This is a genomic window from Pseudomonas sp. GW823-FHT06B06, from assembly GCF_058795195.1.
This window is the reverse complement of sequence record NZ_JBXAHO010000014.1, coordinates 109,382-130,920: the sequence shown is the minus strand read 5'-3', so window position 1 is coordinate 130,920 and position 21,539 is coordinate 109,382. Positions and strand designations below refer to the sequence as shown.

The window sequence follows — 21,539 nt, the reverse complement described above, 5'->3', positions numbered from 1 at the left end:
TCTCTTCAACCCGTTTGCATCGCTGCGTTCGTGTGTCTGAGGCGCGCTATTCTACAATCTCTACAACCTCTGTCAACCCCCTAAATTGCTTTCAAGTTAATGATTTGCAACTTATTTTCGATTCCTGCTTGGGGAGCAGAAACCCTGGCGGGTGACTTACTGCGGGGCGCACTTTACAAGCCTTTTCCTTAGAGTTCAACAGCCTAGATGAAAAAAAGGCCTCGCAATGCGAGGCCTCTTCAATTTTGCCGCCGATCTGGATCAGACGAAGACGATTTCGTCGTTCTCCACCACGCCATGGGCCGTGTCTCCCGGCATGAATCGACCGGAAAGGATCAACTGCGCCAGCGGGTTCTCGATCCAGCGCTGGATCGCTCGCTTGAGCGGCCGTGCGCCGTATACCGGGTCGTAACCCACCGCGATCAGCTTGTCCATGGCTTCTGGGCTCAGCTCCAGCTTCAGCTCCCGCTCGGTCAGGCGACTGCGCAGGCGACCCAGCTGGATCTCGGTAATGCCAGCGATCTGATCCCGCGCCAAAGGCTCGAAGATCACCACTTCGTCGACCCGGTTGATGAACTCCGGCCGGAAGTGGGTGGAAATCGCGTCCATCACCGCCGCACGCTGGGCCTCGCGATCACCCACCAGCTCCTGGATCTGCACCGAACCCAGGTTGGAGGTCATGACGATCACGGTGTTCTTGAAGTCCACCGTACGGCCATGGCTGTCGGTCAGGCGACCATCTTCCAGCACCTGGAGCAAGATGTTGAACACGTCCGGGTGCGCCTTCTCGACTTCATCCATGAGGATCACCGAGTAAGGCTTGCGGCGCACCGCCTCGGTCAGGTAACCGCCCTCTTCATAACCGACGTAGCCCGGTGGCGCACCGATCAGGCGAGCCACGGAATGTTTCTCCATGAACTCGGACATGTCGATCCGCACCATCGCCTCTTCGGTATCAAAGAGGAATTCGGCCAGCGCCTTGCACAGCTCGGTTTTACCGACACCGGTCGGGCCGAGGAACATGAACGAGCCGCTTGGCCGGTTCGGGTCGGACAACCCGGCGCGGGAGCGCCGTACCGCGTTGGAAACCGCCACGACCGCTTCATCCTGGCCGATCACACGCTGGTGCAACAGGCTTTCCATCTTCATCAGTTTTTCGCGCTCGCCCTCGAGCATTTTCGACACGGGAATGCCGGTCCATTTCGACACGACTTCAGCAATTTCCTCTTCGGTCACCTTGCTGCGCAGCAGCTGGTTCTCGGGTTTGCCATGCTGGTCGACCATTTGCAGGCTGCGTTCCAGGTCCGGGATCACCCCATACTGCAATTCGGCCATGCGGTTCAGGTCGCCTTTGCGGCGGGCTGCTTCCAGCTCCTGACGTGACTGTTCGATCTTCTGCTGGATCTGCGCCGAACCCTGCACCTCAGCTTTTTCCGAGTTCCAGATTTCTTCGAGATCCGAGTACTCACGCTCGTGACGGGCAATTTCTTCCTGGAGTTTTTCCAGGCGTTTTTTCGCCGCATCGTCGCTTTCTTTCTTCAGCGCCTGGGATTCCACCTTCAGCTGAATCAAACGGCGCTCCAGGCGGTCCAGCACCTCCGGCTTGGAGTCGATCTCCATGCGGATGCGGCTGGCGGCCTCGTCGATCAGGTCGATGGCCTTGTCCGGCAATTGCCGGTCAGTGATGTAGCGATGGCTGAGCTTGGCCGCCGCAATGATCGCGCCGTCGGTGATCGCCACCTTGTGGTGGACCTCGTAGCGCTCCTTCAGGCCACGCAGGATGGCGATGGTGTCTTCTTCGCTCGGCTCGTCCACCAGCACTTTCTGGAAGCGTCGCTCCAGGGCGGCGTCCTTCTCGATGTATTGGCGGTACTCGTTGAGCGTGGTCGCACCGACGCAGTGCAACTCACCGCGTGCCAGGGCCGGCTTGAGCATATTGCCTGCATCCATCGAGCCCTCGCCTTTACCGGCACCGACCATGGTGTGCAGCTCGTCGATGAACAGAATGATCTGCCCTTCCTGCTTCGACAGCTCGTTGAGCAACGCCTTCAGGCGCTCTTCGAACTCGCCACGGTATTTGGCACCGGCGATCAGCGCCCCCATGTCCAGGGACAGCAGGCGCTTGCCCCTGAGGCCATCAGGCACCTCACCGTTGATGATGCGCTGGGCCAGGCCTTCGGCGATGGCGGTTTTACCGACGCCTGGCTCACCGATCAGCACCGGGTTGTTCTTGGTGCGACGTTGCAGGACCTGGATCGTGCGGCGAATTTCATCGTCACGGCCGATCACCGGATCAAGCTTGCCCTCCTCGGCACGCTTGGTCAGGTCGACGGTGTACTTGTCCAGTGCCTGACGCGCTTCCTCGTGGTTGGGGTCATTGACCGCCTCGCCACCACGCAGGTTGTTGATCGCATTTTCCAGGGCTTTCTTGCTCACGCCCTGGCCGAGCAAAAGCTTGCCGAGCTTGCTGTTCTCGTCCATGGCGGCGAGCAGCACCAGCTCACTGGAAATGAACTGGTCGCCCTTCTGCTGGGCCAGGCGATCGGCTTGATTGAGCAGGCGCGCCAGATCCTGCGACATGTTCACGTCGCCGGTGGGATTCTGGATTTTCGGCAGCTGGTCGAGCTCTTTGGTCAGCTCTTTACGCAAGCTGTTGACATCGAAGCCCACCTGCATCAGCAGGGGCTTGATCGAGCCACCCTGTTGTTCGAGCAGGGCTTGCATCAAATGCGCCGGTTCAATGGCCGGATGATCGAGACCGACAGCCAGGGATTGGGCGTCGGACAAGGCTAACTGCAATTTGCTGGTTAAACGGTCTATACGCATGGGTCACCTTCCTTTTGAGCAGGTCGGACCTATAAAACATCCTGAATGAAGAAACCTGCCAGATACCACAATAGATGCGGTCGATTCTGGGAGTTTCAAGCGTTGTGATGTTGATGCAGGTCAGAGAAGTCTAGCCTGGTGCCCTGCCTCGCAAATACGTTCCTCTTTTGACGAGTGGCTGTTGCTGTCAGGCAAGGCGCCGCGACGAGTCATAGCCCGCTATGGCGAGGAGCGGCAACGCAGCATGACGGCAACAGACGCCGTCAAAAAGGAACAGTATTTGTGAGACAGGGCACTTGAAGCCAGATCAGGGAGGCAAAGCGGCCGGTGCGCGACGCACGGCGATAAGAAAAGAAGCGCGGATCGGTCACGGTACAGAAACCGCCGCCGTAAACAGCGGTTACACCACGAGCCGCCAGACGCAAACGCGCCAGCATATAGATGTCGGCCATGAACTTGCCGGGGTTTTGGCTTGGCACAAATGCCTGGGCGGCTTCGGGCAATTGCCCGACGAAGGTTTCGCGCACTTCCGGGCCGACTTCAAACGCTTGCGGGCCAATGGCTGGGCCGAGCCAGACCAGGACCTCGGCAGGCGCAACAGCCAGACTGTCGAGCGTGGCTTCCAGCACACCGGCCGCCAGCCCGCGCCAACCGGCATGGGCTGCGGCAACGCGGGTACCGGCACGGTCGCAAAAAAGCGCAGGCAGGCAGTCGGCAGTCATCGCCGCACAGGCAATGCCCGGCGTTGAAGTCCAACTGGCGTCAGCAGTCATCACCCGGCTCGGGTCCGCATGGGCCACGACGATGCCGTGAACCTGCTGCAACCAGGCCGGTTGAATGGAGAAGTGATCAGTAAGGCGACGGCGATTTTCGGCGACAGCTTCGGGGCTGTCGTCGACATGATCGCCAAGATTGAGGCTGTCGAACGGCGCCAGGCTGACGCCGCCCGCACGGGTGGTCACACAGGCTTTGACCCCGGCCGGCGCGGGCCAGTCAGGAATCAGCCAGTCACTCATCCGACAAACGCCTCGCGATCTTGCTTGAGCAGGGTCAGCAACCAGACAAAGTCTTCCGGCAGCGGCGATTCCCAGCTCATACGGACACCGGTCGTCGGATGGTCCAGCTCCAGGAACCGTGCATGCAGTGCCTGACGCGGGAAGTTCTTCAACGATTCAACCATGGTCGGGTTGGCTGCCGGCGGAATCCGGAAACGACCGCCATAGGCAGGGTCTCCGACCAACGGGAAGTTGATGTGCGCCATGTGCACGCGAATCTGGTGCGTACGACCGGTCTCCAGCTTCACCCGCACGTGGGTGTGGGAGCGGAAACGCTCGAGCACGCGGTAATGGCTGACGGCCTGCTTGCCACCTTCCATCACGGCCATGCGCTGGCGTTGCTGGCCATGGCGACCAATGGGCGCGTTGATCTTGCCACCCGCCGTCACCACGCCGATCACGATGCACTCGTAGATCCGGCTGACGCTGCGACTCTGCAACTGTGTCACCAGCTGCGTCTGCGCCTGGATGGTCTTGGCCACCACCATCAGGCCGGTGGTGTCCTTGTCCAGGCGATGCACGATCCCGGCGCGGGGCACATTGATGATGTCCGGCACGTGATGCAGCAAGGCGTTGAGCAAGGTGCCATCAGCGTGGCCAGCAGCCGGGTGAACCACCAGGCCCGCGGGCTTGTTGATCACAAGGATGTCGTCGTCTTCGTAGACGATGTCCAGCTCGATGTCTTGAGCGATCCATTCGCCCTGAGCTTCCTGCTCGGCGGTGAGTTCAAGAATGGCGCCACCGTGAACGATGTCTCGCGGGCGGATAACCGCCCCATCCACAGTCAGGCGGCCGTCTTTGATCCAGGCGGAAAGGCGCGAGCGCGAGTGCTCAGCGAATAGTTGTGCGGCGACTTGATCGAGGCGTTGGCCGCCCAATTCGGACGGCACCTCTGCGCGAAGTTCAATTTTATCGGACATGCTCGGACTGGGCGTCGGCACAGCCTTTGGTTTCGGCTGCGCGCTTGTGGTTAAATACGGCGTCTTTTGCCCCGAGGCTATTCAACGGGGCGCTCATCATAACAGGACGGCCTCGCCCAAGACAGCGGCCGTCATAGGGACGCAAGCCGCCATGCAAGTGAAACACCTGCTGCTGATCGCCATCCTCGCATTGACCGCTGCTTGCTCTTCGAAGGAAGTCGTAGACGAAAACCTGAGCGAAGTCGAGTTGTACCAACAGGCTCAAGCCGATCTGGACAATAATAGCTACACCAGCGCCACTGCCAAGCTGAAGGCTCTGGAATCGCGCTATCCGTTCGGCCGCTATGCCGACCAGGCTCAGCTGGAACTGATCTACGCCAACTACAAGAACGCCGAACCGGAAGCCGCCAAGGCAGCTGCCGAGCGCTTCATTCGCCTGCACCCACAGCATCCGAATGTCGATTACGCCTACTACCTCAAGGGCCTGACTTCTTTTGACCAGGACGTTGGCCTGCTGTCGCGTTTCCTGCCGCTGGACATGACCAAGCGTGACCCGGGTGCCGCCCGCGACTCCTACAACGAGTTCGCCCAGCTGACCAGCCGCTTCCCCAACAGCCGTTACGCGCCGGATGCCAAGCAGCGCATGATCTACCTGCGCAACCTGCTGGCAGCCTACGAAATCCACGTGGCCGACTACTATCTGACCCGCCAGGCCTATGTGGCTGCCGCGAACCGTGGCCGCTACGTGGTGGAAAACTTTCAGGAAACCCCTGCAGTCGGTGACGGCCTGGCAGTGATGACCGAGGCCTACCAGCGCCTGCACCTGGACGACCTGGCGGCCACCAGCCTCGAAACCCTGAAGCTCAACTACCCGAACCACCCAAGCCTGGTGGACGGTCAGTTCGTGCCATCGGTTGCCGAAGCCGACAACCGTTCGTGGCTGAGCAAGGCTACCCTGGGCCTGATCGAATCCCGTCCACCGCTGCCACCGGGAGAAACCCGCGCCAACCAGGACGTGCAGAAGCAGTTCCAGGACGCCAAGGACGCGATTCCCAACGAGCTCAAGCCTAAAGACAGCAGCGGCGATGTGATCGAGGAAGAGGACCACGAGGCAGAGGGCAACAACGAAGACCGCTCGTGGTTCAGCTACATGACCTTCGGCGTGTTCGACTGATACGACCGACGGTGCAGGAAGGGAGACTCTCGAGTCTCCCTTTTTTATTGCGCCGTTTTTATCCAGCGCGAATACGCTGTGCGCCTGCCATGTCCTTGGCTAAACTGGCGGTTCATCCGTCATATAGCAGCTCACCATGCTTCGTTTATTATTCTGGATCGCCGTGATTGCCGCCGCTGTGTGGTTCTGGCGCAAGTACAAGGGCCAGGCGTCTGCACCCAAGTCCTCCGCCGAGCTGGAAGCAGCCCCCATGGTCCGCTGCGCCCATTGCGGCGTGCACCTGCCCCGCGATCGTGCACTGCGCCTTCAACAACAGTGGTATTGCAGCCAGGCTCACCTGGAGCAAGGCCCCGGTCCTAGTGATCGCTGAGACGTCCAGTCCCGGCGAAAAACAGGCCCAGCGACTGCTGCGTCTCTATCACCTCTACCGTTTAAGCATCGGCATCACCTTGGTATTGCTGATTTCCAGCAACCTGGACAACCGCTTGCTTACGGCCGCCAATGACGACCTGCTGCGCAGTGGCAGCTGGTTGTACCTGGTGCTGAATATCCTGCTGGCAGTCTTCTTCCAGAGCACCCGACGCCCGACGCAACTGCTCAGCCTGGCTCTGGTCGACGTCCTGCTGCTTTGCGGGTTGTTCTACGCCGCTGGCGGAGTGGCCAGCGCTATTGGCAACTTGCTGATCGTCTCGGTGGCCATCAGCAATACCTTGTTGCGAAAACGCATCGGCTTGCTCATTGCCGCCATCAGCACACTTGGCATCCTGGGTTCGAGCTTCCTGCTGAATGTCAGCCATCGTGCCAATCCCAACGATTATTTGCAGGTCGGCACGCTTGGCGTGCTGTGTTTTGCCGCGGCGCTGCTGGTACAGGGCCTGATCCGACGACTGGAAGTCAGCGAAACCCTGGTGCAACAGAAGGCCAGCGAAGTGGTTGGCCTGGAAGCCCTCAATGCACTGATCCTGCAACGCATGCGTACTGGCATCCTGGTGCTTGATGACCAATGGCGCGTGCAACTGGCCAATCATGGCGCCTTGACCCTGCTGGGCTGCGAGCGCCTCGAAGGCCAACGAATTGACGAACATGCACCTGCCCTGGTCGAGCGCCTGCAACGGTGGATCAACAATCCGACGCTGCGCCCGCAAAGCCTGAAAATCGCCCGTAGCGGCCTTGAACTACAGCCAAGCTTCATCGCCCTGTCCTCCAGCCCACACCGCCAGACCCTGGTCTTTCTCGAAGACCTCGCACAGATCACCCAGCAGGCTCACCAACTGAAGCTCGCCGCCCTGGGTCGCCTGACCGCCGGTATTGCCCATGAAATCCGCAATCCGTTGGGCGCCATCAGTCACGCCGCGCAGCTATTGCGAGAATCGGAGGAACTGAATGCCGCGGACCGGCGTCTGACGCAGATTATTCAAGACCACTCTCAGCGCATGAATCGGGTTATCGAAAACGTCCTGCAACTGTCCCGCCGCCAGCAAACCGCGACCCAACGACTCGACCTGAGGCCTTGGCTGGAACAGTTCGTGGCGGCAACCCGCGACCAGGCGAGCGAGCACCAGAAAATCCATCTGCGCATTGCGCCCGGTGACTTCGAGACCTTGATGGACCCGAACCAGCTGGAGCAGATTCTCGACAACCTGATAGGCAATGCCTGGCGCCATAGCGCCCTGGACCACGACCCGGCGCAGGTCTGGCTTGAATTGTTCACCGATCCCGAAAGCCAGCTTCCGGTCCTCGAAATCCTCGACGACGGCCCCGGAGTGGCCCCGGATCATCAAGCACAACTGTTTGAGCCCTTCTTCACCACCAGCCAACAGGGCACTGGCCTGGGGCTATACCTGTCACGTGAGCTGTGCGAGAGCAACCAGGCTCGCCTGGACTTCAAACCACGCCAAGGCGGCTGCTTTCGCATCACCTTTGCTCACGGACGCAAACAAGGTTGAACATGAGCCCACGGAAAAAAGTTCTGGTCGTCGACGACGAACCGGACATCCGCGAACTCCTGGAAATCACCCTGGGACGGATGAAACTCGACACTTACAGTGCCCGTAACGTTGGCGAGGCCTTGGCCCTGCTCCAGCGCGAGACGTTCGACCTGTGCCTGACCGACATGCGCCTGCCGGATGGCAGCGGTCTTGTGCTGGTGCAACACATCCAGCAACGCTATCCACAGATTCCGGTGGCCATGATCACCGCCTATGGCAACCTCGATACGGCGATCAATGCGCTGAAGGCCGGCGCTTTCGACTTCCTGACCAAGCCGGTGGACCTGACCCGCTTGCGGAAACTGGTCACCAGTGCCTTGCTGTTACCCGCCCCTGGGACCACCATCGATCGCCGCTTGCTAGGCGACTCGCCGCCCATGCGCAATCTGCGCCAGCAGATCGACAAGCTGGCCCGCAGCCAGGCTCCGGTGTACATCAGTGGCGAGTCCGGCAGTGGCAAGGAACTGGTCGCCCGCCTGATTCATGAGCGAGGACCACGGGCCAACCAGCCCTTTGTCCCGGTCAATTGCGGCGCGATTCCGACGGAGCTGATGGAAAGCGAGTTTTTCGGCCATCGAAAAGGCAGCTTCAGCGGCGCCATCGAGGACAAGCCCGGATTGTTCCAGGCGGCCCACGGCGGCACCCTGTTTCTCGACGAAGTGGCAGACCTGCCTCTGCCCATGCAGGTCAAACTGCTGCGGGCGATCCAGGAGAAAGCCGTACGCAGCGTCGGTGGGCAACAGGAGAGGGTGGTTGATGTGCGCATACTGTGCGCCACCCACAAAGACCTTGGCGCCGAAGTCGCCGGCGAACGTTTTCGCCAGGATCTGTACTACCGCCTGAACGTGATCGAACTACGCGTGCCACCGTTGCGCGAACGCCGTGACGACATCGAGCCGCTGGCCTGCCATGTGCTCAAGCGCCTGGCTGCAGACACCGGGCAGCCCGCGGCAAAACTCCACCCCAATGCCCTCGACGCCCTGAAAAGCTACCGTTTTCCGGGCAATGTGCGGGAGCTGGAGAATATGCTCGAACGCGCTCACACCTTATGCGAAAACAACCGGATCGAGGCCAGCGACCTGCGCCTGGCCGAGGGCAACTGCTCCGCCGAAGGGGGCGTGCCGGACCTCACGCAGATCGATAACCTGGAGGCGTACCTGGAAAACGTTGAGCGCCAACTGCTTCTCCAGGCCCTGGAAGAGACCCGCTGGAACCGCACGGCGGCGGCTCAGCGGTTGAATCTGTCGTTTCGGTCGATGCGCTACAGGCTGAAGAAATTAGGGTTGGATTGAGGGCCTCTTCGCGAGCAGGCTCGCTCCCACAGTTGATCGCATTCCATTGTGGGAGCGAGCCTGCTCGCGAAGGTCATCTAACAGACGCCAGATCTTTCCAGGTTAGATCCGCCCGGCCGGCGCATAGGGTGCCGGATCAATGATCGGCGCCCTGCCCAACATCACATCAGCGAACAACTGACAGGACGCCGGCGCCAGTACCAGCCCGTTACGGTAGTGCCCGCAATTGAGCCATAGGCCATCGAACCCCGGCACCCGGCCAATGTAGGGAATGCCCTCCGGCGAACCTGGCCGCAATCCTGCCCAATGTCCCACCACCTCGGCGTCGGCCAACGCCGGGATCAATTCCACGGCCGAAGCCTTGAGGCTCTCGAGTGCCGACTCGGTAGGCGTCTTATCGTAGCCTTCATGCTCCAGGGTGCTGCCAATCAGGATGTGCCCATCGCGCCGCGGTATTGCATAACGCCCTTTGGCCAGCACCATGCTCGGCAGGAAATCCGCCGCGCACTTGTAGAGGATCATCTGTCCTTTCACCGGTTCGACCGGCAGCTCAAGGCCCAGGCTCTTGAGCAAGTCGCCGCTCCAGGCGCCAGCGGTAAGAACCACTTGATCGCCATGAATCGCACCGGCGGAGGTCTGCACACCGACTATTTTTTCGTCTTGGGCAATAAACCCGCTGACTTCGCATTGCTCATGAATCGTCACGTTCGCCAGCGCCTGCAATGCCGCCTTGAGCGACTTAACCAGCCGTGGGTTGCGCACATTGGCGACGTTGGCCATGTAGATCGCTCGGGAAAAGCCGCCACCGAGCACCGGCACCGCATCGTGGGCCACCGAGATATCCACAGCCCGCAGTGGCCGGCCCTCGCTCGCGGCCCAGGCCAGCGCCTCGGCTTCATCGTCCAGGTCCAGCCAATACAGGCCCGTGGTATGCACCTCGGGATCGATCCCGGTAGCAGCGAACAAGCGCTCGCCCAGCTGTGGATAAAAATCCTGGGACCAATGCGCCAGCGCGGTAACCGCAGGGCTGTAGCGCCATGGATAGAGCGGAGAAACGATGCCGCCGCCCGCCCAGGACGATTCCTGGCCAACGCTCGACCGGTCCAGCAGCAGCACGCTCTGCACCTGGGACGCGAGATTGAATGCCGTCAGCAGGCCGATTACCCCACCACCGACGATCACCACTTGCTGTTGCCTGGTCATGTTCTGATCCAACCATTAAATAGACAAAGGCGCAAAGGGCGCCCGAAAAGGAAACTCAGCGACCCCAGCAATCCTTGGTGGTCAGGCCGGCCGTGGCATTGACCATCGCGCGCGTCCCCGTATTGGTGATGGTGAAATCACCGCACTTGTCATTGGCCATGCTGGTGCCAGGCTTGCGCACCGCCGTCAGCAAGAAGGTCTGGTCGGTGAGAGTCGGCGTGATGGTGTAGTAGTCATTTCCGGCGCTGAGACCCGGGACACCGCTATAGACGTTTTTCTGTGAATAGAAACGCTCAAGGATCTGCGCCTGCTCGGAAAGCAGACCGGCCACTTCGGTGCGGCGCCCCTTATTGAGGTATTCGGTGAAGCTCGGCATAGCGATGGTCATGACAATCCCGATGATCGCAATCACGATCATGATTTCGATCAGGGTAAAACCGCGGTTGGATCTGTGCATGCCTCAACTCTCGCTTACTGTATTTGTCGCCACATGATGCGACGGCTGCCGCCGCCGGATTTTTCCACCAGCGTGGAGATACCGCCACTGGAATCGTTCACGATCTTGCGCGTCGCGCCATTGACGATGGCGTTCAAAGTCGGAATGCCGCCGGTAAAGACCACGCCGCTGGACAGCGTGTCGGTGCTGTCGATCACTGCGTCGCCGTTACTGTCGAGCACCGCGTAATTGAGCATCTTACCGCTGAACGCATCGAGTTCGACCAGTTTGCCGCTACCAGAGCTGGCGCAAGGTAGCGTGGTATCCACGCTTGCCGTGGTGAAGACGATCCGCCCGAGCACCAGGCTGGCCTGGTTGAGCACCCGCTCACCGGTCAGCGTGCTGTTATACAGCAGCGGCAAGTACCAGCCCTTTTTCGCCGGGTAGGTCACCTCGTTCTGGCTGGTAGTGATCAACTGCCCCGAACTTCCCGAAAGCACCCCGGTCACGGCCTGAGCCTGCAGACTGGCGGTGGTGATTTGTCCGGAGCCCCCGTTCGCGTCCCACACCGCGTAGAACGCCTGCAGGTCCTTGTTGGTCTTGTCTGCCGCCTCGTTGAGTTTTCCAGTGCCGAAAAACACCAACTTGCCACCCAGGGCGTTGTCCGCCAGCAATGGCTGCGCGGTGATTGGCTGGGTAGCGCCACCGGCTGTGGTAAACAACGGCTGGCCGGCAAATGCCAGGCCCCAGGCATCCGGGGTGGTGCCACTCAGGTCAAACTTCCAGAGCCGTCCCTTGAGATCGCCCCCATAGGCCGCCTGCACCACATTCATCGAGTTCACCTTGAGTTTCACCGAAGACAAGCCATTAGTGGTTTCGTTGCTGTCGATCACGACCTTCCTGATCAGGCTGCCGTCACGAATGTCCACCACGTACAACGCCGCTACCCCTGAATTGCTGCCGTAGCCGTTGGCAATGAACGCCGCCCACCGCCCATCCGCCAAGCGTGCCACCTCCGGACGGGCGTAGGCATAACCCAGGTCATTGAACGCGTTCGCCGCACTGGCAGTGACCGGCGCGCTGATTTCCCACAAGGCCTTCATGACATTGCCCGCCGACGCGTCGAACAACTGCAGCGCATAGAAGGTTCGCCCGCCCGCCCCCGTTCCGCCCAGTGCGAGGGTTTTCCAGGCACTGTTGAGCTGAGCATCGAACACGCCCACCTGCCCATCCACCAGAAACTTGTGGCTGACACCGTTGATGTAGGCGTTATCGGCGATGTAACGCAAAGACGGCAGTACGCTGGAGGGCATGTAGGCGTAGCGCCGGGCACCGTTGCCGGTATTGATGACGCTGACGAAACCATCGTTGGCGTTGACCACCAGACTCGCACTCATATTGACCGCCTTGATCGCCAGGTAAGCGCTATAGCCGGTGTCCCCCGACAAGTCCGATGCGGTTTGATCCGAAGGTGCCGCCAGGACCAGCGGTGAGTTGATGATATCGCCCAGCAACACACTGCGCGCCTTCAGGCCAGCCTTGTTGGTGCCCTTGCTCCACTCCACCAGATCGCTGCCCGTGATATCGCCGGGCAAGCCCTGGTTGAGAACGGCTTGCTGGGTCGTGGAAAAATTGGCGAAGGCCAATGGCACGACGCTGTTGCTCTGGTTGTTCCATGATTGATAGGTCGGTGCCGTAGCGCCCGGCACGATGGTGTTATCGGTGGACCACAGCACCGACGCGGTGTTGACCGCGCCACTGGCGGTGAGGCCGTAGGCCTTGATCGTGCCACGCCAGTCCTTGGGGTCGTAGCGGGTCTGGAAATAGCGGGTGGCGCTGGCGACACCACTGCCGCCGGAGCCGGCGGCGCACAACAAGGGTGAATCCGAGGGCGTGAAGGCACCGGCGGGAGCTGCCAGGAACAAGGCGCAAAAGACCCCGCTCAACAATCTCCACCGCTGCGTGCGGTTATCAATATTTCGCATAAATGCTCTCCACCACACTGCGTGAGCTGCCCGCAATGCCCACGGCGGTGACCCGGTACAAGGTCACCGAGGTGTTACTCGGCACGTTCACCGCGGCCAGGCTGGTGCCAATGTTCTGCACGCCATAGAAGCCGGCGCCCGACGCGATCCAGGTCACCCCCGAGGTGGAGTTGAACCCGGCCGACTTGAGAGTCGTCGATTCGGCAGGCGGTGCGCACCGGAACGTGCCGCTGCACACCGGCAACGAATAACTGTCGAGCTGAACCGCGCTTTCGCCTACGCGCAACACCGCTTCGGCAGCCTGGAATGACTGGTTGCGCAAGCTCAGGCTACCGGCCATTTTTTCCTGCAGCGTGGCGTTTTGCATCGACGAGATGCCGATCAGCGTCAGCAGTAACAGGAACACCAGGCTGACCAGCAGCGCCATGCCGCGCTGGCAACCAGGGGACACACGCATCGGCCCGCCCTTCATGGCAGGCGGTTGCGCAAGGCGGCAACCACGTTGAAGGTTTGGTCGCTCACCCGGTGGTTCGGGTCCGTGAGTGTCAGGTTCAGGCGTACGCTACGGATGCGCGCCGGGTCCGACGGGTTGCTGCTGTAACTGGACACCGCCGAATCGGCAGCCGAGCTGGCGAGGCCGAAGCTCACGTCGAAGGCACTGACGTTATCCACCAGCACTTGCTGGAGCGGTTTCGGCGTCTCCCTACCGGCACCCAACGTCAGCTGACCGTTCTTCAAGCTGTAGATCAATCGCCGGATAGGAAATGCCAGTTGCCCCGTGGCAGGTGTGCGCAGGTCGGAGTAAGCCGTCGCACTGCTTCGACAATCGGAAACCACCGTCCAGGCCGGGGTCCCGCCATTGCTGCCGACATCCGCCGTGACCAGGATTAGCTTGAGACTGGCGTTGTCCCAACTGATCGGTTTTATCTGGCTGGCAGCGAAATCACCCTCTTTGCTGGCATCGGTGATCGTCCCCAGGCAGCCGAACATGCCGACCATGCGGATTTCCTGGATCATCTTGCTCAGCACAAAGCGCGCGTCCTCCTGCATGGCTGCGGCGGCATTCTGGCTGATGTAGGTGTTTTTTGCGGCGATGAACACCTGCACCACACCCAGTACCACCACGAGGCTCAACGCCAGGGCAATCAGCAACTCGATCAGGCCGAACCCGCGATTGGAGCGGCTCATGGCGTGGTCACCGGGTCGGTGGTGGCGCGGCTTGTGAGGACGAAACTGCGCCTTGAGTTCGCGCTGTTGGCGGCCCGCGAGTCGTCCCAATTAATGGTGATGGTGTACACCCGCTGGCTCAGGGAGATGGTGCCGGTCGCCGTGGCACCACCGAAATTGACGATGTTATGGGTGAAATCGTAGAGATCCTGGTCCCGGGCGACGTTGAGATTGCCTGAGGTCGGCGGTGTCACGGTGTAATCGGCGGCGGCATTGGCGCGAATGCGGTCCAGCATGTCGTAGGCGATAAAACTGGCCTGGCTGGTCATGCGCGCACTGTCAGTGTATTTCAAGGCATTCAATTGAACGGCGGCCGCGCCCAACAGCCCCACGCCCAGAATCAGCAACGCCACCAGCACTTCGATCAACGTCATGCCCTCCTGGGCACGCTTGCTCCATGGCCTCATCCGCAATTTCCACCCAATAGAATTCGTCCGTTCAAACACACATTCAGCATCCTGCTTTGCGTTCCGAGCACATAGCTGATCACCACTGCCGTGGAGGGTGACGACAGCCCGCCCAAATTGTTGAAATCGATGGCCGACACTCCCGAGGTTAGCGTCAGAGTCGCACCGCTGCTGATCGGTGGAACAACCCGCAATACATTCGCCGGGGTGCCCGTACCGTCATAGACCGACAACTCCCCCGTCCACACGTCCCCACCCGCCGTAGGTCGTACCCGAATGGTCACGCCGCGATCGATGGCTTCGAGTCGGGCGAAGTTGAGGCCACGTTGCAGATCCCTGATCTCGGTGTCGGCCTTGGTGCTTTGCGACGAACGGATAAACGCCGGGACCACCAGGGTGATCAGGGCCAGGAAAATCGCCAACGCAACCAACAACTCGATCAACGTGAAACCTTTTGTACGATGATCCATCGTTGCTCTCTACTGCCGTCGGCTATACCTGTTCCACGCGCTAGAACATTCCAGGGAGGAAAATCTCATGCGTGAGCAAGGTTTCAGTCTGATTGAATTGCTTATGGGACTCGCGATTCTCGGGATTGTTCTGCAACTGGTCAGTCCGGCATTCGCTGCGCTGACAGAATCGAACCATCGCGAGGAAGCGGCCAAGTCACTGGTCAGCGGTCTGCGCAGTGCAAGGAGCGAAGCGGTATCGCGCGGTCAGGTCGTCGTCGTTCACGGCATAAACGATGACTGGAGCCAGGGCTGGCGAATCATTCTGGATGTCAGCGGCAAGGGGCACGACGACCCTGGAAATCCGCTGCTGATAGAGCGTCGCAGCGGCATTGGCGTGGCTATTTTCGGCAACCAGTATGTCAGGACTGCCGTACGTTTCGGCCCAGGGGGTGAGCCGGTGTCCGGAGGTTTCCAAGCAGGGACATTGCATGTTTGCGCTGCACGCGAAGCGCAAAGCCAGCACCAGGTGGTGCTGGCCTCGAACGGTCGCATCAGCCTGCGCAGTGAAAAAACCGCGCAGGCGTTATGCGCAACCTGAAGGGTCAGAGCAGCGAACGGACCCGGAGTTCTTTTGGCATGGAGAACGTGATGTTCTCTTCACGCCCGGCCAACTCATCGGCACCGGTAGCACCCCAGGCCTGCAATTGCTGAATCACGCCGCGCACCAGGACTTCCGGAGCGGAAGCGCCAGCGGTGATACCGATCCGCTCGACACCGTCGAACCAACTCTTGTCGAGGTCCTCGGCACCGTCGATCAGGTACGCCGGGGTTGCCATGCGTTCTGCCAGTTCACGCAGGCGATTGGAGTTGGAGCTGTTCGGGCTACCGACCACCAACACCACATCACATTCGTCGGCCAATTGCTTGACCGCGTCCTGGCGGTTTTGCGTGGCGTAGCAGATGTCGTCCTTGCGCGGGCCGCCAATGGCCGGGAACCGAGTACGCAGGGCGTCGATGACGCGACTGGTATCGTCCATGGACAAGGTCGTCTGGGTGACGAACGCCAGTTTATCCGGGTTGTTCACCTGGAGTTCGGCGACGTCCTTTTCGTCTTCGACCAGATAGATCGCCCCACCGTTGCTGCCATCGTACTGGCCCATGGTGCCTTCGACTTCCGGGTGACCAGCGTGACCAATAAGGATGCATTCACGTCCATCGCGGCTGTAGCGGGCGACTTCGATATGCACCTTGGTGACCAGCGGACACGTGGCGTCGAACACTTTCAGGCCACGGCCGGCGGCTTCAGTACGTACGGCCTGGGACACGCCGTGGGCACTGAAGATGACGATCACATCGTCCGGCACCTGATCCAACTCTTCGACGAAGATCGCCCCGCGGTTACGCAGGTCTTCGACGACGAACTTGTTGTGAACCACTTCGTGGCGCACATAGATCGGCGGCCCGAAAACCTCCAGGGCGCGATTGACGATTTCGATCGCCCGGTCCACGCCGGCGCAGAAGCCACGGGGGTTGGCGAGTTTGATTTGCATGCTGTGCCTCGTGTCTTGCGCGCAAGAAAAAGCGAAAACTGTAGAAACCTACTGTGGGAGCGAGCCTGCTCGCGAAAGCGGTGTGTCAGACGACATCAATGTTGAATGTCTGTCAGCCTTCGCGAGCAGGCTCGCTCCCACATTTTTGACCGTGTTCGGTCAGTTACAGCGCTTTGACGGAAATGATTTCCACGTCAAAGGTCAGGGTCTTGCCCGCCAGTGGATGGTTGAAGTCGATGGTCACTTGCGTGTCATCGAACTCTTTGACCACACCCGGCAATTCAGTATTGGCCGCATCGTTGAAGATCACCAGCAAACCTGGCGACAGGTCCATGTCCTGGAACTGTGAGCGCGGGATGATCTGCACGTTTTGCGGGTTGGGCTGGCCGAACGCGTTTTCCGGCTCGATGCTCAGGGTACGCTTGTCGCCCGCCTTGAAACCGAACAACGCCACTTCGAAACCTGGCAACAGGTTGCCGTCACCGACCTTGAAGGTCGCCGGGGCCTTGTCGAAGGTGCTGTCCACCGTGTCGCCGTTCTCCAGGCGCAATGCGAAATGCAAGGTGACTTCCGTGTTCTGGCCGATGCGTTGCTCAGCCAATACCTGTTCAGTCATGAACGGTTTCTCCGGTCTTTTTACTTTTGAACATATCCAGTGCCAGCATTACAGCACCAACCGTGATTGCACTGTCGGCAAAGTTGAAAGCCGGGAAATACCAGCGATTCTGCCAATGCACCAGAATGAAATCGATCACATGGCCCAAGGCTATGCGGTCATACAAATTGCCCAGCGCGCCACCCAGCACCAACGCCAACGCGATGGCCACCCAGGTTTCGTTACGTCCCAGACGCTTTAGCCACACCACCAGCACGGCACTGACCACCATCGCGATCAGGGCAAACAACCAGCGCTGCCAGCCGGAGCTGTCAGCCAGGAAGCTGAATGCCGCGCCGGTGTTGTAGGCCAGGGTCCAGCTGAAGTAATCGGGGATCACCACGATTTGCTGGTACATCTCCAACGAGCCTTCGAAGTAGAACTTACTGGCCTGGTCGATGACCAGGACCAGCAAACTCAACCAGAGCCAGCCCAGCCGCCCAAAACGGCCAACGGCATTAGGCATAGTGACGAACCTCGCCCGCGCCGCTGATGTTGTCGACGCAACGACCGCAGATTTCCGGATGCTCCGGGTTCACGCCGACGTCTTCACGGCAATGCCAGCAACGGGCGCACTTGGCGAAGGCCGACTTGACGATTTTCAGCTTCAAGCCGCTGACTTCGGTGACTACCGCGTCCGCTGGCGCCTGAACAAAAGGTGCAACGCTGGCGGTGGAGGTGATCAGGACGAAACGCAGTTCGTTGCTCAGCTTGGCCAGGTCGGCGCTCAGCGCGTCTTCGGCGAACAGCGTCACTTCGGCTTGCAGGTTGCCACCGACGGCCTTGGCCGCGCGCTGGATTTCCATCTCTTTGTTGACCGCGACCTTCACTTCCATGATGCGGTCCCAGTAGGCGCGACCCAGCTCGAAGCCTTCCGGCAGTTCGCTCAGGCCTTCGTACCAGGTGTTGAGCATGACGGACTCGTTGCGCTCGCCCGGCAGGTATTGCCACAGCTCGTCGGCGGTAAACGCCAGGATCGGGGCGATCCAGCGCACCAGCGCCTCGGAGATGTGGAACAGCGCGGTCTGGCACGAACGACGGGCCTTGCTGTCGGCACCCGTGGTGTACTGGCGGTCCTTGATGATGTCCAGGTAGAAACCGCCCAGCTCCTGCACGCAGAAGTTGTGGATCTTCGAGTACACGTTCCAGAAGCGGTATTCACCGTAGTGCTCTTGCAGCTCACGTTGCAGCAGCAGGGTGCGATCCACGGCCCAACGGTCCAGTGCCAGCATTTCTTCGGCCGGCAGCAGGTCGGTGGCCGGGTTGAAGCCGGTCAGGTTCGAGAGCAGGAAACGCGCGGTGTTACGGATACGCCGGTAGGCGTCCGCACTGCGTTGCAGGATCTGCTCGGACACTGCCATTTCACCGGAGTAGTCGGTAGAAGCGACCCACAGGCGCATGATATCGGCACCCAGGGTGTCGTTGACCTTCTGCGGTGCAATGACGTTGCCCAACGACTTGGACATCTTGCGGCCGGACTCGTCAACGGTGAAACCGTGGGTCAGCAGCTCGCGATACGGCGCGTGGTTGTCGATGGCGCAACCGGTCAGCAGCGACGAATGGAACCAGCCGCGGTGCTGGTCCGAACCTTCCAGGTACAGGTCGGCGCGTGGACCGCTTTCGTGGCCCATCGGGTGCGAACCGCGCAGGACGTGCCAGTGGGTGGTACCCGAGTCGAACCAGACGTCGAGGGTGTCGCTGATCTTGTCGTACTGTGGCGCTTCATCGCCCAGCAGCTCGGCGGCGTCCAGCTTGAACCAGGCCTCGATGCCTTCGACTTCGACGCGCTTGGCAACTTCTTCCATCAATTCGACGGTGCGTGGGTGCAGTTCGCCGCTTTCCTTGTTCAGGAAGAACGGGATCGGCACACCCCAATTGCGCTGGCGGGAGATGCACCAGTCCGGACGGTTGGCAATCATCGAGTGCAGTCGCGCCTGGCCCCAGGCCGGTACGAACTGGGTTTCTTCAATGGCTTTGAGCGAGCGCTGGCGCAGGGTGTCGCCGGTGGTTGGCTGCTTGTCCATGCCGATGAACCACTGCGCGGTGGCACGGTAGATCAGCGGAGTCTTGTGGCGCCAGCAGTGCATGTAGCTGTGTTCGATGATGGTCGTGTGCAGCAGCGCGCCCACTTCGGTCAGCTTGTCGACGATGGCCGGGTTGGCCTTCCAGATGAACTGGCCGCCGAAGAATTCCAGCGAGGTCGCGTAGACGCCGTTGCTTTGTACCGGGTTGAGGATGTCATCGTTGACCATGCCGTATTTCTTGCAGGTCACGAAGTCGTCCACACCGTAGGCCGGGGCAGAGTGAACCACGCCGGTGCCGGCGCCCAGTTCGACATAGTCAGCCAGGTAGACAGGCGACAGGCGATCGTAGAACGGGTGGCGGAAGTTGATCAGTTCCAGCGCTTTGCCCGAGGCAATCGCAATGACCGAACCTTCCAGGCTGTAGCGTGCCAGGCATGACTCGACCAGCTCTTCAGCCAACACCAGCAGTTTGTCGCCGACATCGACCAGGGCGTAGTTGAATTCAGGGTGGACGTTCAGCGCCTGGTTGGCCGGGATGGTCCACGGGGTGGTGGTCCAGATCACGATCGACGCGGGTTTGTCCAGCGAAGGCAAACCGAACGCGGCAGCCAGCTTGGCTTCATCGGCAATCGGGAATGCGACGTCGATGGTCGAGGACTTCTTGTTCTCGTACTCGACTTCCGCCTCGGCCAGGGCCGAACCGCAATCGAAGCACCAGTTCACAGGCTTGAGGCCCTTGAACACGAAACCGCCCTTGACGATTTCGGCGAGGGCACGGATTTCACCGGCCTCGTTCTTGAAATCCATGGTCTTGTACGGGTTGGCGAAGTCGCCCAGCACGCCTAGACGGATGAATTCGGATTTCTGCCCTTCGATCTGCTCGGTGGCGTAGGCACGGCACAGTTCGCGGGTCTTGTCCGCGCCCAGGTTCTTGCCGTGGGTCACTTCGACCTTGTGCTCGATCGGCAGGCCATGGCAGTCCCAACCCGGAATATAAGGCGCATCGAAGCCCGACAGGGTCTTCGAACGAATGATCATGTCCTTGAGAATCTTGTTCAGTGCGTGACCGATGTGAATCGTGCCGTTGGCATATGGAGGACCGTCGTGCAGGACGAACTTCGGACGATCCTTGCCAATCTCGCGCAACTTTCCGTACAGGCCAATGCTGTCCCAGCGCTGCAGAATCTGCGGTTCGCGCTGAGGCAGGCCGGCCTTCATTGGGAAGGCGGTGTCCGGAAGGTTTAGCGTGGCTTTATAGTCGGTCATTTAAGGCTCTTCATTAGCGATTGGCGCTAGGTGCGACAGGGCACGGGCGGCGGCGACATCCGCATTGATCGCCGTCTTAAGCGCCTCCAGAGAGGCGAAACGCTGCTCTTCACGCAGCTTTTGGTGGAAAACCACCGTCATACGCCGGTCATACAGATCGCCGGCAAAATCTAAAAGATGTACTTCGAGGTGGGCTCTGCCATCTCCCTGGACCGTGGGTCGAACGCCGATATTGGCGACGCCAGGCCAGGTCTTGCCGTCCAGGTCGATACTGACCAGATAAACCCCGGTCAGCGGCACGCGACGACGCTTGAGCTGGATATTGGCGGTGGGCGTACCCAACTGCCGGGCCAGCTTCTGGCCATGCAACACGCGACCGGCGATCCGGTATGGACGGCCCAGTAAACGCTCCGCGAGGGCGAAATCAGCAGCGGCCAGCGCATTACGCACCTGGGTGCTGCTGACGCGAATGCCATCGAGCTCGACGGTTTGCGCCGCTTCGACGGTGAAGCCCTGCATGACGCCAGCCTGTTGCAGGAAATCGAAATCCCCTGCCCGGTCACAGCCAAAACGGAAGTCGTCGCCGACTTCAAGGTGCTGCACGCCGAGACCGTCAACCAGGATGGTATCGACGAACTCACTGGCGCTGAGCTTGCTCAGGCGCTGGTTGAATGCCAGGCACAGGACTCGGTCGACCCCTTCGGCAGCCAACAGCTGCAGCTTGTCACGCAGCCGGGCCAGACGCGCTGGCGCCGTGTCAGGGGCGAAGAATTCCCGGGGCTGCGGCTCGAAAATAACCACGCAGCTGGGCACGCCCAACTCGAGCGCACGCTCGCGCAGCCGCGCCAGGATAGCCTGGTGGCCACGGTGTACACCGTCAAAGTTGCCAATAGTGGCGACACAGCCCCGATGCTGGGGGCGCAGATTGTGGAGGCCTCGAACCAGCTGCATAACGCGCTTCTTGCTCATAAAGTGGTCGATTATAACCACACCCGGCGGCCGACGACAGGCAACACCGTATCCCAAAGTAATCGAGCCGACAAAAACGCCGACTCGCCCATGTTTATCGAGGCCCTGGC

Annotated in this window: 19 protein-coding genes and 1 pseudogene; 5 read left to right on the top strand and 15 right to left on the bottom strand. The window is 60.5% G+C overall.

What is annotated here, in order from left to right; translation table 11 throughout:
• Nucleotides 1–261: 261 nt before the first annotated feature.
• The 3 genes from clpB to rluD all read right to left on the bottom strand — a co-directional run bounded on the left by clpB (nt 262) and on the right by rluD (nt 4,801).
• Nucleotides 262–2,826, bottom strand: a complete 2,565-nt coding sequence (gene clpB, locus AC1Q8Q_RS15270; RefSeq protein ID WP_033040376.1) for an ATP-dependent chaperone ClpB — start codon at nt 2,824–2,826, stop codon at nt 262–264.
• Nucleotides 2,827–3,089: 263 nt separating this feature from the next.
• Entirely contained in the window at nt 3,090–3,842 is a 753-nt protein-coding gene (gene pgeF, locus AC1Q8Q_RS15265) for a peptidoglycan editing factor PgeF (protein WP_020798625.1), read from the bottom strand.
• Nucleotides 3,839–4,801: a 23S rRNA pseudouridine(1911/1915/1917) synthase RluD gene (rluD, locus tag AC1Q8Q_RS15260; RefSeq protein ID WP_033040377.1), complete on the bottom strand. Its 963-nt coding sequence runs from the start codon at nt 4,799–4,801 to the stop codon at nt 3,839–3,841. Before rluD ends, pgeF begins: the two co-directional genes overlap by 4 nt.
• A gap of 151 nt (nt 4,802–4,952) precedes the next feature.
• Here rluD and AC1Q8Q_RS15255 point away from each other — a divergent pair, with 151 nt between their 5' ends.
• From AC1Q8Q_RS15255 to AC1Q8Q_RS15240, 4 genes are all read left to right on the top strand, one after another.
• Nucleotides 4,953–5,975, top strand: coding sequence for an outer membrane protein assembly factor BamD (locus tag AC1Q8Q_RS15255; protein WP_020798627.1), 1,023 nt, complete (start codon nt 4,953–4,955; stop codon nt 5,973–5,975).
• A 136-nt stretch (nt 5,976–6,111) separates the two neighbouring features.
• A complete protein-coding gene (locus AC1Q8Q_RS15250) occupies nt 6,112–6,345 on the top strand; it encodes a PP0621 family protein (RefSeq protein WP_033040380.1) in 234 nt (77 codons plus the stop codon).
• Nucleotides 6,335–7,921: a sensor histidine kinase gene (locus AC1Q8Q_RS15245; RefSeq protein WP_492615206.1), complete on the top strand. Its 1,587-nt coding sequence runs from the start codon at nt 6,335–6,337 to the stop codon at nt 7,919–7,921. Before AC1Q8Q_RS15250 ends, AC1Q8Q_RS15245 begins: the two co-directional genes overlap by 11 nt.
• 2 nt (nt 7,922–7,923) lie before the next feature.
• On the top strand, nt 7,924–9,255 hold the full coding sequence (locus AC1Q8Q_RS15240; protein ID WP_168758962.1) for a sigma-54-dependent transcriptional regulator: 1,332 nt from the start codon (nt 7,924–7,926) through the stop codon (nt 9,253–9,255).
• Nucleotides 9,256–9,357: 102 nt separating this feature from the next.
• On the opposite strand, the gene thiO is transcribed toward AC1Q8Q_RS15240, so the two are convergent.
• From thiO to AC1Q8Q_RS15205, 7 genes and pseudogenes are all read right to left on the bottom strand, one after another.
• Nucleotides 9,358–10,458, bottom strand: a complete 1,101-nt coding sequence (thiO, locus tag AC1Q8Q_RS15235) for a glycine oxidase ThiO (RefSeq protein ID WP_168758963.1) — start codon at nt 10,456–10,458, stop codon at nt 9,358–9,360.
• A gap of 55 nt (nt 10,459–10,513) precedes the next feature.
• On the bottom strand, nt 10,514–10,915 hold the full coding sequence (locus AC1Q8Q_RS15230; RefSeq protein WP_033040385.1) for a type IV pilin protein: 402 nt from the start codon (nt 10,913–10,915) through the stop codon (nt 10,514–10,516).
• A 14-nt stretch (nt 10,916–10,929) separates the two neighbouring features.
• A pseudogene (locus AC1Q8Q_RS15225) lies at nt 10,930–12,762 on the bottom strand (pilus assembly protein); the annotation flags it as partial.
• 103 nt (nt 12,763–12,865) lie between these two features.
• A complete protein-coding gene (locus tag AC1Q8Q_RS15220; protein ID WP_033040389.1) occupies nt 12,866–13,336 on the bottom strand; it encodes a pilus assembly PilX family protein in 471 nt (156 codons plus the stop codon).
• An 11-nt stretch (nt 13,337–13,347) separates the two neighbouring features.
• Nucleotides 13,348–14,067, bottom strand: a complete 720-nt coding sequence (locus tag AC1Q8Q_RS15215) for a prepilin-type N-terminal cleavage/methylation domain-containing protein (RefSeq protein WP_020798636.1) — start codon at nt 14,065–14,067, stop codon at nt 13,348–13,350.
• Nucleotides 14,064–14,513: a type IV pilus modification protein PilV gene (gene pilV / locus AC1Q8Q_RS15210; protein ID WP_020798637.1), complete on the bottom strand. Its 450-nt coding sequence runs from the start codon at nt 14,511–14,513 to the stop codon at nt 14,064–14,066. Before pilV ends, AC1Q8Q_RS15215 begins: the two co-directional genes overlap by 4 nt.
• Nucleotides 14,510–14,983, bottom strand: a complete 474-nt coding sequence (locus AC1Q8Q_RS15205; RefSeq protein ID WP_020798638.1) for a GspH/FimT family pseudopilin — start codon at nt 14,981–14,983, stop codon at nt 14,510–14,512. Before AC1Q8Q_RS15205 ends, pilV begins: the two co-directional genes overlap by 4 nt.
• Before the next feature lie 67 nt (nt 14,984–15,050).
• Between AC1Q8Q_RS15205 and AC1Q8Q_RS15200 the strand changes: the two genes are divergently transcribed.
• Nucleotides 15,051–15,563, top strand: a complete 513-nt coding sequence (locus AC1Q8Q_RS15200) for a GspH/FimT family pseudopilin (RefSeq protein ID WP_151143308.1) — start codon at nt 15,051–15,053, stop codon at nt 15,561–15,563.
• A 4-nt stretch (nt 15,564–15,567) separates the two neighbouring features.
• On the opposite strand, the gene ispH is transcribed toward AC1Q8Q_RS15200, so the two are convergent.
• The 5 genes from ispH to ribF all read right to left on the bottom strand — a co-directional run bounded on the left by ispH (nt 15,568) and on the right by ribF (nt 21,411).
• The gene (gene ispH, locus AC1Q8Q_RS15195; RefSeq protein ID WP_020798640.1) at nt 15,568–16,515 is read right to left on the bottom strand and encodes a 4-hydroxy-3-methylbut-2-enyl diphosphate reductase; all 948 of its coding nucleotides are present in this window, start codon (nt 16,513–16,515) and stop codon (nt 15,568–15,570) included.
• Between the two features lie 163 nt (nt 16,516–16,678).
• Nucleotides 16,679–17,116 (bottom strand): FKBP-type peptidyl-prolyl cis-trans isomerase, encoded by a 438-nt coding sequence (gene fkpB / locus AC1Q8Q_RS15190; RefSeq protein WP_173667185.1) that lies wholly within the window; start codon nt 17,114–17,116, stop codon nt 16,679–16,681.
• Nucleotides 17,117–17,123: 7 nt separating this feature from the next.
• Entirely contained in the window at nt 17,124–17,636 is a 513-nt protein-coding gene (gene lspA / locus AC1Q8Q_RS15185; protein WP_020798642.1) for a signal peptidase II, read from the bottom strand.
• Complete coding sequence (ileS, locus tag AC1Q8Q_RS15180) at nt 17,629–20,460, bottom strand: isoleucine--tRNA ligase (RefSeq protein ID WP_492615205.1); 2,832 nt, start codon at nt 20,458–20,460, stop codon at nt 17,629–17,631. Before ileS ends, lspA begins: the two co-directional genes overlap by 8 nt.
• Nucleotides 20,461–21,411, bottom strand: a complete 951-nt coding sequence (ribF, locus tag AC1Q8Q_RS15175) for a bifunctional riboflavin kinase/FAD synthetase (protein WP_168758967.1) — start codon at nt 21,409–21,411, stop codon at nt 20,461–20,463.
• Between the last annotated feature and the right edge of the window lie 128 nt (nt 21,412–21,539).

Coding starts and splice junctions, on each gene's coding strand:
- AC1Q8Q_RS15215 (WP_020798636.1), bottom strand. CDS start 14,067: ATGAGCCGCTCCAATCGCGGGTTCGGCCTGATCGAGTTGCTGATTGCC.
- clpB (WP_033040376.1), bottom strand. CDS start 2,826: ATGCGTATAGACCGTTTAACCAGCAAATTGCAGTTAGCCTTGTCCGAC.
- AC1Q8Q_RS15240 (WP_168758962.1), top strand. CDS start 7,924: ATGAGCCCACGGAAAAAAGTTCTGGTCGTCGACGACGAACCGGACATC.
- ileS (WP_492615205.1), bottom strand. CDS start 20,460: ATGACCGACTATAAAGCCACGCTAAACCTTCCGGACACCGCCTTCCCA.
- pilV (WP_020798637.1), bottom strand. CDS start 14,513: ATGAGGCCATGGAGCAAGCGTGCCCAGGAGGGCATGACGTTGATCGAA.
- AC1Q8Q_RS15220 (WP_033040389.1), bottom strand. CDS start 13,336: ATGCGTGTGTCCCCTGGTTGCCAGCGCGGCATGGCGCTGCTGGTCAGC.
- AC1Q8Q_RS15255 (WP_020798627.1), top strand. CDS start 4,953: ATGCAAGTGAAACACCTGCTGCTGATCGCCATCCTCGCATTGACCGCT.
- thiO (WP_168758963.1), bottom strand. CDS start 10,458: ATGACCAGGCAACAGCAAGTGGTGATCGTCGGTGGTGGGGTAATCGGC.
- AC1Q8Q_RS15230 (WP_033040385.1), bottom strand. CDS start 10,915: ATGCACAGATCCAACCGCGGTTTTACCCTGATCGAAATCATGATCGTG.
- AC1Q8Q_RS15250 (WP_033040380.1), top strand. CDS start 6,112: ATGCTTCGTTTATTATTCTGGATCGCCGTGATTGCCGCCGCTGTGTGG.
- AC1Q8Q_RS15205 (WP_020798638.1), bottom strand. CDS start 14,983: ATGGATCATCGTACAAAAGGTTTCACGTTGATCGAGTTGTTGGTTGCG.
- pgeF (WP_020798625.1), bottom strand. CDS start 3,842: ATGAGTGACTGGCTGATTCCTGACTGGCCCGCGCCGGCCGGGGTCAAA.
- rluD (WP_033040377.1), bottom strand. CDS start 4,801: ATGTCCGATAAAATTGAACTTCGCGCAGAGGTGCCGTCCGAATTGGGC.
- lspA (WP_020798642.1), bottom strand. CDS start 17,636: ATGCCTAATGCCGTTGGCCGTTTTGGGCGGCTGGGCTGGCTCTGGTTG.
- ribF (WP_168758967.1), bottom strand. CDS start 21,411: ATGCAGCTGGTTCGAGGCCTCCACAATCTGCGCCCCCAGCATCGGGGC.
- ispH (WP_020798640.1), bottom strand. CDS start 16,515: ATGCAAATCAAACTCGCCAACCCCCGTGGCTTCTGCGCCGGCGTGGAC.
- AC1Q8Q_RS15200 (WP_151143308.1), top strand. CDS start 15,051: ATGCGTGAGCAAGGTTTCAGTCTGATTGAATTGCTTATGGGACTCGCG.